Genomic DNA, 14,871 nt, shown 5'->3' with positions numbered 1-14,871 from the left:
AGTTTTTTGCTTTCTTTTATTCACTTATCCCTTTCTTCATCTCATTTTCTAAAAAGCTATATATATAAAGATAGCTCTGAAAGACCAATCCGGTTTTGACATTTTGAAGCTTGGCAAATGTTTCCGACTGGATAAACAATCGCATAGCTTCTAGTATGGAAAGTCCTTCCACTTCCACCAATCGCGTAATGATATCTTTAGCAATGCTATTGACTGCATAACGTATTTCATTATCTGAAAACTGTTCCATATTCTACAAACTTTAATAGTTCTATTGCTCTGTCCGTACCAAAATAATATTGCGGATGAATGCCTCCTTTATATGAGATCTTCCTCACCAGAGTGGGTAAATCAATGTTTTCATTGTAATAATTCAAAATCTGAAGTCCGATTCTGTCATCAGCAATTGGACCTATGACAATATCATACTCATGTCCGACATTTTCATATCGGTTTTTCATTACAAACAAAGTCCATTCTTCATTGTAAGTTTCAAAAGTCTTAATATTTAATGAGGAATCGTTAAGATTTTCGTCATCAATATCAAAAACAGTTACTATCGCTTCCCCGCATTCATTCCTTTCAACGGTACGTAACGCCATTGCTTCCGCTTGACTTCTGTCATCTGAAAGATAGAACCCTTTTCCAAAGTCCTTGTTGGGCTTTGATAAGGATAAGTCAATCTTTGAGATTATCGTATTGGAACCATGATACAGTTTCATTGAATCATTCCTCCTCTATTAATACAAACTTGCGATACATCGGAAAGGATTTCATTAAAAGAAAGTGTATGTTCTACATCATAATGCTTTTCCAAGAAAGCAAGTCCACCGTGAAAGTCCAAATAGCTATAAGCCTGTTTATACTTTAAGCCATGCAATTTGGCAAACTCGTCAATCACAAAAACCATCAACTCTATTTTTGCAGCATTCAAAGACATTCCTTTCATTAGTTCCTCCATATTGCTTGTTAATCTATAAGAACAAAGATAGAAAAAGTTACATTATCCTTTTCTTGTTTTAACGACAATTTTACTTTTTCTAAGAATAAGGCGAATTCCATATCTGAACTTAAGGGCCCTTTATGCAAATAGGATTAGAGATAATTTGCGAAAATATATTTTACACTACCTTCAAAGTGTTTTTATAAATAAAGTGTTTTAAGCCGCCCATTGTGAAATGAGCGGCTTTTTAATATCTGCCTTATTGTCATTCAGCTCGTTTCAGTAGTCATATCTCAAAGAACTTGTCTAAAAATTGAAAAGCCTATTGATTTACTCTTCTCATGTTGGAAATTAAATTATAGATTTACAATCTTTCTTTATCCTCTGCCAACAAAAAGTTTCGCAGTGAAATCTGTTTGATTCCTTTGTAATTTCCCCCGCTCTGTATTTCATCCATTGTAACTACATATTTGGGGTAATTGTCTGCTATTTCCAAAAGATTGCCGAATTCTCGCTGAACGGTTGCATCATCGGGAAGCATATACGCTACTTGGATATAGACTTTATGGTCGTCTTTGGAAGCAATAAAATCAATTTCCTTATTTCCACTCTTTCCGACATATACTTCATATCCATATCTTAACAAATCAATGCATACAACATTTTCCATTAACTTGTTGATGTCTTTTCGAAAATCAAAATGCCGTATGGAATTATGTAATCCCAAATCTTCAAAATAATATTTCTCACCAATCTCAAAGATTTTCATCCCTTGGATTTCTGCTCGTTGAATTTTGTAAATAAAGAAACTATTGCACAGTGCCTTTAGATAGTTCAGAATTGTCTGCGTGGGAATATTGACATGCTGCGACTTTAAATATTTGCTAATATTCTGGGCAGAAAAAAGAGAGCCGGTATTATCTATCAGATAAGCTACGAGATTCTCCAAAAAAGATACATTCCGGATTGATTCACGGGCAACCACATCTTTTAGTAGGATAGTAGAATAAACGTTTCTCAAATACTCGAATATGACATTCTTGTCCATTGTTAGATTATGAATGTATGGCATACCTCCGAATGTAAGATAGAGTTTTAAACTTTCGGTGGAATCTTGACATTGATTGAAAGTTAAGAATTCCCCGTAGCTAAGTGAATGAATGGGAAATTCTATATATCTTCCTGCCAATTGAGTAGCAAGTTCACTGGATAGCATTTTAGCATTACTTCCGGTGCAATAGATGTCGCATTTATTTTCATTCAATAAACTCCGCAGACACAATTGGAATTCTTCAACCTCTTGGATTTCATCTACAAAAAGATAGTTATGATTATGCCCAATAACCTTCTTTAAAACATATTGATAAAGATCCATGTAGTTCCTAATTTCCGTGAAGGCAAGCTGCTCCTTGTCTACAAAAATAATGTTGGCTTCCGGTATGTTCTTCTTTATGAGATCTGATATCTGCAAAAGAATGTAGCTTTTACCTATCCTACGTTGGCCAGTTATTACTTTTATTATACTTTTATCAATAAACGGTTCAATTCTTCTTATGTATAAAGGGCGGGAGATATAATTTTTCATATTCAAACACGATTTTAGTTTATGCGCAAAGATATAAATCTTTCAATTATAATTGAATCTTTTTACACATCTTTTGTATTTATCCATTATACATAATACCTATAAACTAAATATTTCTCAACAAAAAAATATTTTGGAGCTTTTACGGCTAAGATCTATCTTTCAAGATAAATTCCTCTATATAATCTATCGTTATTCTTGAATAAAAAACATTTATTGGGTTAATTAGTACATCACCAATTAAAAGAGTAGAATGAAATGTTACAATAACGCGCTCATTATCAGCTTTTAATTATTCAAAACGGTATGAAATGGGTACTTCGAGATATTTACCTCCCTTTGCCGTATACCTTTATAGATAATATACAATAGAATAAACTCTGTTCTATAGTAGACGTAAACAATTGTTTTTTAACAATATACACTTATTGTAGTTCCGCGAAAACTCTGGTGATTTCGTTTGTTGGTATGCAAACCCAAGAAGTAACGATCAAACCTCATGTAAAGGTAATTTTGAAATCCGATTCTGAGCTGCTTGAAGAGGTTGTGGTTACCGGTTACGGTACATTTAAAAAAGCATCATTTACCGGAGCTGCTTCTACTGTAAACACTTCCACCTTGGAAGATGTACCGGTTCTTTCTGTTGCCGACAAACTTTCTGGTAATGTCGCTGGTGTTACTTTTGGCTCAAGTTCAAGTAATCCTGGTTCTGTAAGCAGTATCCGTGTACGTGGTATGGGTTCCATCAATGCCGGAAACAATCCGCTTTATGTTATTGACGGAACACCGGTCACAAGTGGAGACTTATCCGAGTTCACTTATAGTGATGCAGGAACTGATATTTTGTCTTCACTCAATACCAATGACATCGAGTCTATCACAGTTATCAAAGATGCGGCGGCTGCCTCTCTTTACGGCTCGCGTGCTGCCAACGGTGTTGTGGTCATTACGACGAAAAGCGGAAAACAAGGCAAAACAAATGTAAGTTTCCGCTCTGACTGGGGTTTCTCAAACATGGCAATAGATTATCGTCCTATGCTCGACGGTGACTCGCGCCGTGAACTCTTATGGACCGGTCTCAAGAATTATGGGTTATACACCGGAAACATGTCTGACGCAGATGCCGCAACTTTTGCAGACCAAAACATCGAGGATTTTGCTTCAAAACCCTCGACCGGATGGACGGATTGGAAAGACCTGCTTTTCCGTAACGGTTCTCATCAGAACTACCAGCTGAGCGTATCTGGCGGTAACGACCGTACCAAGTTCTACACCTCAGTAGCTTATACCAATCAGGAAGGTATCATTTACAAACAAGGTCTGGAACGTTTCACTGGTAATGCAAACCTCACTCATAAGTTTGGAGACTTTGAAGTTCAGGTTACAAGCCAATTCTCAAAAGTAAGACAAAACAAAACCAATGAAGCTACCTCCTATGATGGACCTGTGGCCAATTACGCATTCTTCCAAAATCCCTCATCAACTCCTTATAATGAAGACGGCACATTAAACAATGGTTGCGGTGTATTTGGAGTCAACCCTCTGTATGAAAGAGAACACAGTTCCGACGTTTATACCCTGATGAAGGCATTCAATACAATCAAGTTGACTTATAATATTTGGGATAAGTTGAATTTAAGTGAAAAGATTGCTTATGATTACGCACAAGGTACCAATGATGTTCTTTGGGATCGACACTCAAACAACGGTGCCCCAGGCGGTGTTATGCAGCGTATTGTCAATCGTAATGACCAGTTGAATACACAAACTCAACTTTCTTACATCAACTCTTTCGGTCTGCATAATATTGATGCCCTGCTTGGTTTTGAAACACAAGATACGGAATATGCTTTCAACTACATGGCAGGCCAAGACTATCCGGGTGATTTGTACGAATTGACAAATGCCGGTTCGACAAGTGCCGAAACCAACAGGCAGAGCTATCGCATGACTTCGTTCCTCGGACGTGCCAATTACAACTATGCAGACAGATATTATCTCGGTTTCAGTTATCGTACCGACGGAAGTTCACGTTTGGCTAGAGAAAACCGGTGGGGAAGTTTCTGGTCAGTTTCCGGAGCATGGAGATTCATAGACGAAAGTTTCCTGAATCCCGTCAAAAGTGTATTGACAGATGGAAAGCTACGTGTGTCATACGGTGTAAACGGAACGCAACCATCAGATTATTATGCTTATATGAATCTCTATAAATATGGAATCATATACAATGGACAGTCAGGAATGTCAATCGTCGGAATTGCAAATCCGGACTTGAAATGGGAAAAGAACAAAACATGGAATATCGGTCTCGACCTTTCATTCATTGACCGTATCTCTGTAACATTCGACTACTATCAACGCAAAACCAGTGACCTCATATACGACCTTCCCGTATCACAAGTTGGTGGATATTATGATAGCAGTTATGGGTATACCACTCCGCAAAACATCGGTTCACTGAAGAACTCCGGTTTTGAGTTGACCATTACATCAACCAATTTCAGAAACAAGGATTTCACGTGGACCACTTCTCTGAACATGGCACATAACAGCAACAAACTGACCCAATTAGATGGCCAGCAGAATGAAATCGTATCAGGACCACTGATTCACCGTGTAGGCGAGCCTTACTATTCATACTACGTTTATGAATACGCCGGAGTCGACGCTGAGACCGGTAAAGAAATGTTCTACCTGAATGACGGAACAGAGAATGCCCGCAAAACAACTACAAATATCTCTGAAGCCAACAAAACTATTGTAGGCAAGCATCAGGCTAGTATAGAAGGCGGTCTTACCAACAACCTCAAATGGAAGTTTATAGACTTAGGCTTCACTTTCACTTATTCATTGGGTGGTGATGCTTTTGACTACTCCACTTGGCAGCACTCCAATGGCGGTTCATATTTATATGGTGGTGCCGTACCAACATACTATGACATCTCAAAGATGTGGACCAGACCGGGCGATACAAATGCCACATTGCCTAAATTTGAATATGGAAGCGCAGCTTCACTGTCTTCACGCTGGCTGATGCCTACTGATTATCTACGTCTGAAGAACCTCACATTAGGTGTAAGCATTCCGCAAAACTACATCAGCAAGCTTGGACTTAGCAAGGCCAGAATCTACTTCTCTGGTTCCAACCTGCTTACATGGAAGTCCAAAGACCTATTTGTAGATCCGGAAATGCGTGTAGACGGACTATGCACATTTGAGACTCCGGCATTGAGAACATATACATTCGGAATAGAATTGAATTTCTAACTAATAAAGATACGAAAATGAAAATATTAAAGACATTATACACAGCAACGCTTTGCGCAGCTATGGCAGTCAGCACTTCATCATGCCTCAACAGTTGGCTGGATCAGTCACCCGCAGACGGAATAGATGCTGAAACCGCAATCAAGAACAGCGATGATCTGGCCAATGTGCGGACGGGACTTTATGCTGCCGTTAAAGGTAACAGTAGCCTGATTAATTATTATGGACGCCTCATGTTCGTATACGGTGACATGAGAGGGGAAGATATCCAATATGAATATAACGGTGGAAGTGGAAGAGCAAACTTCTACTACTATATGGAATATACAACTGCCGACAATTTCACCACCTCAACAGCTGTATGGCAGATGCCTTATGTAGTCATTGCACGCGCCAACCGTCTGATTCAAGCAGCAGAAAGTGGCAACCTGACCGATGCGGCAGAGGCAAAAGCCACTATTGACCAATATGATGCAGAAGCAAAAGTTCTGCGTGCCATGGCACTGTTTGACCTTACACGCATTTACGGTAAACCTTATACGGTAGATCAAGGTAGCTCACTCGGTGTGCCCATCGCTACCTCCCCACTGGAATCGACAGAAAAGCCAAGCCGCAGCACAGTAGCTCAATGTTATGAGGCTATTGAGAAGGATTTGACAGATGCAATCAATTCAAATGCACTGCCCAAAACCAATGAAGTGGGCTATGTCAACCTTTGGGCTGCCAAAGCCTTGCAGGTACGTGTATATATGACAAAAGGCGAATGGAGCAAGGCTTTATCCGTAGCTGAAGACATCATATCAAACTCGTCTTACAAACTTTGGGAACCGTCCGAATATGTTGCTGCATGGAGCAAAAGTGATGCCAATCATTCAAAAGAAATCATGTTCGAGATTTCCATCAACAACAATACTGACTGGACAGACCGTGAAGGTATTGCCTACTTATATGCAGACAAGGCTGGCGCTTCTCCCGGATATGGAGATGTAATTGTCACAAAAGACTTCTCTGACATGCTTACATCCGACCCGGCAGACATCCGTAACGACATATTACTGGCAGCGGCAGCAGGAGGATTTGACAAACGCAAAGTTTACATCAACAAAATGCCTGCTGTAAACGGAGATGTACGTTACTCCAATGTCCCGTTGCTGCGCTTGTCAGAAGTTTACTTGTCAGCAGCAGAAGCAGCTTTCCAAGCCGGAGACAAGAACAAGGCTGCCAACCTGCTGAACGATATCATATCCAACCGCACAACGGATGAAAGCAAACAAGTAACCAGCGGAAACATCACATTAGACCGCATCTACATTGAGCGCCGCAAGGAACTTGTAGGTGAAGGACAGCGCTACTTCGATGTTATGCGCCGAGGTGAAACCGTTACACGCTACACGGACGTTAATGACAGAGGATGGCATGACGTATTGAGCGAAGAAGCACGTACATTCAACCGCGACTCCAAGAAAGCGCTCCCGTTAATTCCCGTTGGTGAAATCAATGCCAATCCGAACATAGAACAAAATCCAGGCTATTAATCAATAGTAGCCTAAAGAACTTGGGAATTCTCCCAATGTGTTTTTATAAATAAAGTGTTTAGAGGAGGTGTGCCAGTGATGGTATGCCTCCTTCTTTCAATATATCCACCAATATCGGTTTCACTCCGCTGACAAAACACTCAACGGCAATAACCATCAGAATAAGTCCCATCAGACGCATCATCACATTGTTTCCCGTCTCACCCAGGATTGTGACCAACCGCGTGGAAGCACGCAATATAAAAAAGGTAATCAGATAAATAAAGGCAATCATTCCTATAAGAACTCCTTTCATCTGAATGGTATGGGCATCCTGCATCAGTACAATGGCATTGGCTATAGCACCGGGACCACAAAGCATCGGAATTCCAAGAGGAGTAATGGAAATATCATCGGCATAAGTCTTGATTTCCTCATCTTTCAGTTTCATTGGGGTATAACGGGCTTGCAGCATATCGAAGCCAATCTTAAAGATAATAACTCCACCGGCAATACGGAAACCATTGGTAGAGATACCGAAGAACTTAAAGAGAAACTGCCCTGCAAACGTAAAAACCATAATCGTAATAAAGGCAACCAGAGTGGCGCGCGATACTACCGACTGCCGTTCACGGTCTGTCATTCCATGCGTCATGGTCAAAAACACCGGCATGGTGCCGAGAGGATTTGTCAACGTAAAGAAGGAGGTAAAACAAAGTAGAGTGAAAGGTAAGATTGTGTCCATAGCTGTATAATATACGTTTCTGCAGACAAAAGTACAACTAAAAATTTCAATGTCACAGAATCTGCATCAATTCTTTCAGATTACTGATATGATAAGTCGGCAAAAAAGGCAGTTCTTCCTTTCCGGTTACATTATAAAACACTTGGTGCATACCCACTCCTTTGGCTCCTGCCACATCATTCTCCCAACTATCGCCTATCATCAAAGAATCATGTACCTCAGATTGCGTGGCAGAAAGGGCAAAATGAAAAATTTCGGGCCAGGGCTTCAAGATACCGATGTCATCAGAGAGAACAATCTTCTTAAAAAAGTGGTCAATGCCTGCCGAACGCATCTTATGACATTGCAGCTCCTGGAAGCCGTTGGAAAGGATATAGAGGTTATATTTCCCTGCCAAATATTCCAGTACCTCATACGCATGCGGCATCAGCCGACTTTTTGTGGGAATTACCGAAAAGAAATCATCAGAAAAAGCCTCGGCCAAAGCAACATCCCCCGCCCCTACTGCCTCCAGAGGATATAGAAAACGCTGGCGGTTCAACTCTTCCTTACTGACCTGGCCTCTGCCGTATTCTTCCCACAGCTCTACATTACGATGCTGATAAAGAGTATAGAAATGCTGGAAAGAGCGGAAGAAACGGTCATAATCATACTTATGATACATCTCTTCAAATGTATCGCGTGCATTAAGGGAAAATGCCCAAAGCGTGTCGTCCAGGTCAAAAAACAGGTTCTTATATTGGGATGCCATAATTTAAAGGAGAGGGATATATAGAAATAGACGCAGATTATCAATTCCAATAACCTGCGTCCGTTCTGTATCAGTCTATAACAGTGTTATTTTACTTGGATTACCAGATACTTGGACACACTCCAGAAGTCTTTCGGATTTGTAATCTTCAAAGTCAGCTGTCCTTTATCATCTTTCTCCAACACATAAGAGCCAGCAGGATGAGTAGTCAAGATATCAGCATCTTTAGAGTATAGTTTAATCTCTTTTGTCGTACGGATATCCACTTGTGTAAAGTAATCCTTATTGATATCAGAATCCTTCAGCACCTGACCTTTTTTGAAAAGTCCGGTGTTTGTCAATATCTTCTGATTTTTCAACTCCTTCTTTGTACCAAACACAAACCAAGCTGTATTAAGTGCCTTATCTTGCTCGGCAACGGTTTGAGCCTTCGCCTCATTTTCGGCAGTCAATTCCTCCTTCTCAGTAGACAAACCGGTCACAGCAGCATCCAGTTCCTGAATACGGATATTCTTGGAAGCCAGTTCAGCCTGCAATTCCTCAATACGCTGGGTCTTTGCCACCAACTCCTGAGTCAGAGATTCTACGGCTCTCTTTAACTGGGCAGAGTTATTCTTACTGTTCTTCAACATGGACTGCAGTTTGGCAATCTGCTCCTTATTCTCTTCCATCTGTTTACGGATAAACTCAATGTCCGACGCAATCTGCTGCTTGGCATTCAAAGAGCCTTCTGCCACGGCGCCACGTTGCAAATCTACACGGCTCTCCGCTGCATTAATCTGGCGGAATCCTTCTGAAATATCATTGAAAGTGCCCATCATCTCGTCCAATTCAGCATTACGCTGAGTCAGTTCCATCAATAAAGAATCATTTTCAGCTTTCAACTGATTCTTATTGCCACCAGAGAAGCTGTCACACGAAGCCATTACAGCCGCGCATACAATTAAAACTGCTAACTTTTTCATACGCTTTCGTTTTACGTTTGGTTAATGAAGTTATTTAATCGTCTATTCCTGCTACTACAATCACAATTTCACCACGCGGTTCGTTCGCTGTGAAATGTTCTATTAATTCTGTAAGCGTTCCACGCACCGTTTCTTCGTGCACCTTTGAAATTTCCCGCGAAACAGATGCCTGACGTTCGGCACCGAAATGTTCGGTAAACTGCGTCAAAGCTTTTACCAATCTGTGGGGAGACTCATAGAACACCATGGTACGACGCTCCTCGGCCAATGCCTTCAGGCGGGTCATCCTTCCTTTCTTCTGTGGAAGGAAACCTTCAAAACAGAACTTCTCATTCGGCAATCCGGAAGCCACCAATGCCGGCACAAAAGCTGTCGCTCCCGGCAGGCATTGCACTTCGATACCATTACGCACACACTCTCTGACCACCAGAAAGCCTGGGTCGGATATACCCGGCGTACCTGCATCCGAAATCAAAGCTACAGTTTCTCCCCCCTTTATTCTATTAACAACACTTTCAACCGTTTTATGTTCATTAAATTTATGGTGAGATTGCATCACATTCTTTATTTCAAAGTGTTTCAGCAATATGCCGGAGGTACGTGTATCCTCGGCAAGTATCAAATCCACTTCCTTCAGAATCCGGATAGCACGGAATGTCATGTCTTCCAAATTTCCTACCGGAGTAGGCACTACATAAAGTTTTCCCATACTTATCGGTTGTTTAGCTGAAATATTTTTTGAGGAGTTCCATAAAATCGACGGCGGCTTCATTTTCTTCATCCGGGTGCACTTCCGAAGCAAAAATATCCATAGCCTTGTCCAAAGAAGGAGCCTCACCCAAACGGCGTACCACTTCATTCATCCGTGCAGTATCGCCTGCGAACAGTTCGCGGACAAAACGGAACGAATCGTTCAGGCTGATAGCATGCCGCAAGTCCTTGGAAGGCTTGATGCGTTCCGCCAAAATAGGAGACACCGAAGTTGCAACAGTCTGGAGCGCTTCAGCCGTATGAACTGTTGCCGGTTCCTCACATACCATCTTCATTGTATCAGGGACTACCGGTTCAACCGGAGAAGCCGATTCGGCCAAAGGAGTAGTAACAGCAGGGAGTTCCTCTAAGGGCGGCACAACAACCGTTGGCGCCTCCTCAAGCAGTTCTTGCAACGCCTCCAAGCGTGCCTTCATCTGCTGGATATTCCGTCTTGCCACAATCCTCAATGTCGGATTGGCATCACTTGAAATGGCCTGCATCAAACATTTCAATTCCTGAATATCTAATTCTATGTCGTTTAATAGGGTTTGCATATCCTTTACACAGTCCGTGTTAACGCTACAAATGTAGAAATAAATAATGAAAAAATATCGGAAAGCAAACAAAAGTGTTACTTTTGTGCTTAAATATAACACTTGAAAACATGGTATTATTTTCAGAAGATCATATACAGGAAACCAAACGCAGGGGAAGAATTGAGGTCATTTGCGGTTCCATGTTCTCCGGCAAAACCGAAGAGCTGATAAGGAGACTGAAACGGGCAAAATTTGCCAAACAACGCGTAGAGATATTCAAGCCTGCCATAGACACCCGTTATTCCGAAGCTGATGTCGTATCGCATGACAGTCATTCCATAGCCTCCACTCCCATCGACTCGTCTGCCAGCATTCTGCTCTTCACTTCAGAGATAGATGTAGTGGGCATTGACGAAGCCCAGTTCTTTGACAGCGGTCTGATTGATGTATGCAACCAGCTTGCCAACAATGGTATACGCGTCATTATAGCCGGACTGGACATGGACTTCCGCGGTATTCCATTCGGACCTATGCCGGGACTGTGTGCCATTGCAGACGAAGTTTCCAAAGTACATGCCATCTGTGTGAAATGCGGTCAACTCGCCTCGTTCTCCCACCGTACCGTCAAGAACGACAAACAAGTACTGCTGGGAGAAACCGAAGAGTATGAACCCCTATGCCGGGAGTGCTATCAGCAAGCCATCCAAGCCGACCAAAAGGAAAACGGTCATTAACGAATACAAAAAAACGGAGCATTATGGAACGCAAAAAGATTACATTCGACAGTTTTATTCGCGGTGTCATACTCGGTGTCGTCATTATCGGCATCCTTATGCTCTTCAAGCGTCTAAGCGGCGTATTGCTGCCATTCTTCATCGCATGGCTCATTTCCTATCTGATATACCCCTTGGTCACCTTTTTCCAGTACGGATTAAGGCTCAAGAACCGGGTCATATCCATCTTCTGCGCCTTGTTCAGCATTCTGATTGTAGGAGGAACCGCATTCTATCTGCTTGTGCCTCCCATGATGAACGAATTCGTCAGGGTAAAAGATTTGGTAATAGACTACTTTTCCAACGGAACCCACGACGGCAATGTGCCCAGAACACTCTCCGAATTCCTTCGTGAGAACATAGACACCCAGTTCGTCACCCAATTGTTCAAGGAAGAGAATATGCTGAACGCCATCAAGGAAACCGTTCCCCGGCTCTGGTCCTTGCTGTCAGAATCCGTCAATCTACTGTTCAGCTTCTTTACTTTCTTTCTCATTCTTCTCTATATAATCTTCATATTACTGGATTACGAAAGCATTGCCGAAGGATGGACCCACCTGGTACCGCAAAAATACCGGCCTTTCGTAGTCAGTGTGATGAACGATGTAAAAGACGGCATGAACAGATACTTCCGCGGACAAGCGTTCGTGGCATTGTGTGTCGGTATTCTGTTCAGTATAGGTTTTCTGATTATTGATTTCCCACTGGCCATTGGGCTCGGCCTGTTCATCGGTGCTTTAAACTTAGTACCTTATTTGCAGATTATCGGCTTTATACCTACCATCGTGCTGGCCATACTGAAAGCAGCGGATACGGGAGGAAACTTCTGGATTATCATCGCATCGGCCCTTGCGGTATTCATAATAGTACAAGTCATTCAAGACGGATTCATCGTACCGCGTGTCATGGGGAAGATTACGGGCCTGAACCCTGCCATCATCCTACTTTCTTTATCAATCTGGAGTTCATTGATGGGAATGCTGGGCATGATTATAGCACTCCCACTTACCACCCTTATGCTCTCCTACTATCAACGTTTCATCATAAACAGAGAAAAAATTCGCAAGTTTGAACAAACTGATAATCAACAAGAAAAATAAAAATAAAAGTCGTCATCAAAACTTTTTTCTTTAATACATTTGTTTTTTTAAACAAAAGTAGCTATCTTTGCACCCGCTTAACAGCAATAAGGTCTGAATCGCTAGCTCAGCAGGTAGAGCACAACACTTTTAATGTTGGGGTCTTGGGTTCGAGCCCCAAGCGGTTCACCAAAAAAAGCAATTATCTGAAATAGATAATTGCTTTTTTCTTTTAAAGGTATCTGCTACGTAATGAGTTGGTTGGAAAGTTTATAATCATACCGATGCTTCAAAGCACAATACAGAATCACAATGAAAATGGGGTCAGCTGCAAAATCCGGTTGAATTTATCAGGCTTTCATTACTCAAACATAGGCTTTTAACACACTGATTAAATAATAGTTAGATATGCGCACTATTGTATATCTTCTCATTTTGCGATGACCCCGTAGTAAACCATGTTATCAATACGCTTCTGATAAATCTGGTTATTCTGCAGCAGATACCCCAAGGCCAAACACAGATCCACATCCCTGAACTTCGTCAGTTTCTGTAATTCAAAGATTGTACACCTCTTAAGATTGCACAGAATGGAATATACCATTTTCATATTATTAGTCGCCTTCTCAATATTCTTCATATTATTATCTTATTATTAGTTCCTTTCTTAAAATGATATCCTATATTATCTACTCAAAGATAAGACAAAGACAGAGCAATGACAAACATTGCCCATTCTTTTCATTTCAGATAACATTCTTTGAACTACGTATACCTAAAATCTGCAAAAAATATAGAACTTTATAAATATCAGCACCTTATAGAAAGGAATATTCACATTATACTATATCCGGAAACGATTATGCTGGTATCATCAAGGTACTATTATATAATAGCTCTTCATTTCGTCCACTTTTCTGTCTTTGAACCACACCTTAACAGCCGACCACCCCGCAGGAGTATAAGCACGGAATGTAGCAAGACTGGTTCATTACGCACTTCAGCAAAAGTCCGACTGATTCCAATTATGTATTATTGAAATTCAAAGGACTGATGCCACCATTTGGATTCACAGACAATTTGTACGCAAAAATCCTTAAGAAGAGCATTCGATTACTCATCTGATGTCTTACACGGAGGAGATGAAAACTATAACCCCTTCGTTATCACTGGCAATCCGAAACCTCCTTTCTGCAAAGTCAGGACTTTCGGTTTGCCTTTTCGTGCTTTATTGTATGTGGCTGTGGAAACATGCAAAGTCTCTATCGCTCCATTCTCGAAAGCTACCTTTAAGAAATATTCTTTACGCACTCCAGCCGACACATAACGGTGCCTGCCTACTTTACGTTTCTTTTCCTGTTCTTTTATCAGCTTTTCAAGTACGGTAACCGTCACCTCTTGAGTAGAAGCAGGAGCCGCCATCTGATAATTCCCCACAAGAAAAAGCGAATACCCGATGAGGCCCACACAAACCACATGACACAACATATTCATGCCCATGCCCTCCACTGTCGTCAACCATACCCATTTCTTAGATAGAGGAAGTGTAACGACTGCTACTACAATCCCCACCCCTACAGGTATCCATAAGGCAGCCAAAGTTTTCTCATAGATATAACATCCAAGACCAGTCAATACAATAACCAGTATCAGCATCAAACAGCGGAGTATTTTTACAAGCAGTGCTTTCATTATCCCATCTATATTTTTTGCAAAAATACAAAGAAATTTTGTTCAAACGAAGACCGGGAATGTGTCAAAACACCAAAAATATGAAAATCACCCCTGTCACAGATATCTGTAGCAAGGGTGATTTTGTTAAAAAGAGGGTTTTGACACATTTACATTTGCAGTATTAAATATCACAACAAAATATAAGTGTATATTTGAAAAGTAGAGTTGCAGTGAACTAACTTTGACACTAGTCTTAAATGACTATAGGCTGAATCAGACTGCAACT

The 14,871-nt window shown here is 41.2% G+C and carries 15 protein-coding genes and 1 tRNA gene; 5 read left to right on the top strand and 11 right to left on the bottom strand.

Features of this window, described 5'->3' with window-relative positions; all coding sequences use genetic code 11:
• Nucleotides 1-16: 16 nt before the first annotated feature.
• The 4 genes from HU824_RS11150 to HU824_RS11135 form a co-directional block, all read right to left on the bottom strand.
• A complete protein-coding gene (locus HU824_RS11150; RefSeq protein WP_136009516.1) occupies nucleotides 17-250 on the bottom strand; it encodes a hypothetical protein in 234 nt (77 codons plus the stop codon).
• Nucleotides 231-722, bottom strand: a complete 492-nt coding sequence (locus HU824_RS11145) for a DUF3990 domain-containing protein (protein WP_136009517.1) — start codon at nucleotides 720-722, stop codon at nucleotides 231-233. The genes HU824_RS11150 and HU824_RS11145 overlap by 20 nt, the downstream gene beginning before the upstream one ends.
• Nucleotides 719-961 (bottom strand): DUF3791 domain-containing protein, encoded by a 243-nt coding sequence (locus HU824_RS11140; protein WP_136009518.1) that lies wholly within the window; start codon nucleotides 959-961, stop codon nucleotides 719-721. Before HU824_RS11140 ends, HU824_RS11145 begins: the two co-directional genes overlap by 4 nt.
• A gap of 346 nt (nucleotides 962-1,307) precedes the next feature.
• Nucleotides 1,308-2,528: an ATP-binding protein gene (locus HU824_RS11135; RefSeq protein ID WP_136009519.1), complete on the bottom strand. Its 1,221-nt coding sequence runs from the start codon at nucleotides 2,526-2,528 to the stop codon at nucleotides 1,308-1,310.
• Nucleotides 2,529-2,975: 447 nt separating this feature from the next.
• Here HU824_RS11135 and HU824_RS11130 point away from each other — a divergent pair, with 447 nt between their 5' ends.
• A complete protein-coding gene (locus HU824_RS11130; RefSeq protein ID WP_369692700.1) occupies nucleotides 2,976-5,795 on the top strand; it encodes a SusC/RagA family TonB-linked outer membrane protein in 2,820 nt (939 codons plus the stop codon).
• A gap of 17 nt (nucleotides 5,796-5,812) precedes the next feature.
• The gene (locus HU824_RS11125; protein ID WP_005828430.1) at nucleotides 5,813-7,330 is read left to right on the top strand and encodes a RagB/SusD family nutrient uptake outer membrane protein; all 1,518 of its coding nucleotides are present in this window, start codon (nucleotides 5,813-5,815) and stop codon (nucleotides 7,328-7,330) included.
• A gap of 58 nt (nucleotides 7,331-7,388) precedes the next feature.
• Here HU824_RS11125 and HU824_RS11120 read toward each other — a convergent pair whose 3' ends face one another.
• The 5 genes from HU824_RS11120 to HU824_RS11100 form a co-directional block, all read right to left on the bottom strand.
• Nucleotides 7,389-8,054, bottom strand: a complete 666-nt coding sequence (locus HU824_RS11120) for a MarC family protein (RefSeq protein WP_136009785.1) — start codon at nucleotides 8,052-8,054, stop codon at nucleotides 7,389-7,391.
• Nucleotides 8,055-8,106: 52 nt separating this feature from the next.
• Nucleotides 8,107-8,805 (bottom strand): YjjG family noncanonical pyrimidine nucleotidase, encoded by a 699-nt coding sequence (locus HU824_RS11115; RefSeq protein ID WP_176468876.1) that lies wholly within the window; start codon nucleotides 8,803-8,805, stop codon nucleotides 8,107-8,109.
• Nucleotides 8,806-8,891: 86 nt separating this feature from the next.
• Nucleotides 8,892-9,770 (bottom strand): hypothetical protein, encoded by an 879-nt coding sequence (locus tag HU824_RS11110; RefSeq protein ID WP_136009783.1) that lies wholly within the window; start codon nucleotides 9,768-9,770, stop codon nucleotides 8,892-8,894.
• Between the two features lie 34 nt (nucleotides 9,771-9,804).
• A complete protein-coding gene (gene rsmI, locus HU824_RS11105) occupies nucleotides 9,805-10,479 on the bottom strand; it encodes a 16S rRNA (cytidine(1402)-2'-O)-methyltransferase (RefSeq protein ID WP_176468875.1) in 675 nt (224 codons plus the stop codon).
• Nucleotides 10,480-10,492: 13 nt separating this feature from the next.
• Nucleotides 10,493-11,077 (bottom strand): hypothetical protein, encoded by a 585-nt coding sequence (locus HU824_RS11100; RefSeq protein ID WP_136009781.1) that lies wholly within the window; start codon nucleotides 11,075-11,077, stop codon nucleotides 10,493-10,495.
• Between the two features lie 110 nt (nucleotides 11,078-11,187).
• Between HU824_RS11100 and HU824_RS11095 the strand changes: the two genes are divergently transcribed.
• The 3 genes from HU824_RS11095 to HU824_RS11085 all read left to right on the top strand — a co-directional run bounded on the left by HU824_RS11095 (nucleotide 11,188) and on the right by HU824_RS11085 (nucleotide 13,103).
• Entirely contained in the window at nucleotides 11,188-11,793 is a 606-nt protein-coding gene (locus HU824_RS11095; protein ID WP_136009780.1) for a thymidine kinase, read from the top strand.
• A 23-nt stretch (nucleotides 11,794-11,816) separates the two neighbouring features.
• Nucleotides 11,817-12,932 (top strand): AI-2E family transporter, encoded by a 1,116-nt coding sequence (locus HU824_RS11090; RefSeq protein WP_176468874.1) that lies wholly within the window; start codon nucleotides 11,817-11,819, stop codon nucleotides 12,930-12,932.
• 95 nt (nucleotides 12,933-13,027) lie between these two features.
• Nucleotides 13,028-13,103: transfer RNA gene (locus HU824_RS11085), tRNA-Lys, on the top strand.
• A 238-nt stretch (nucleotides 13,104-13,341) separates the two neighbouring features.
• Here HU824_RS11085 and HU824_RS11080 read toward each other — a convergent pair.
• Both HU824_RS11080 and HU824_RS11075 read right to left on the bottom strand, forming a co-directional pair.
• Nucleotides 13,342-13,551, bottom strand: a complete 210-nt coding sequence (locus tag HU824_RS11080; RefSeq protein ID WP_136009778.1) for a winged helix-turn-helix domain-containing protein — start codon at nucleotides 13,549-13,551, stop codon at nucleotides 13,342-13,344.
• 509 nt (nucleotides 13,552-14,060) lie between these two features.
• Complete coding sequence (locus tag HU824_RS11075) at nucleotides 14,061-14,603, bottom strand: hypothetical protein (protein WP_176468873.1); 543 nt, start codon at nucleotides 14,601-14,603, stop codon at nucleotides 14,061-14,063.
• Between the last annotated feature and the right edge of the window lie 268 nt (nucleotides 14,604-14,871).

This window comes from Bacteroides sp. L10-4 (genome assembly GCF_013373675.1).
Classification (GTDB): Bacteria; Bacteroidota; Bacteroidia; order Bacteroidales; family Bacteroidaceae; genus Bacteroides; species Bacteroides muris.
Note: the sequence above shows the minus strand (reverse complement) of the source record. Positions and strands in the feature narration are given on the sequence as shown.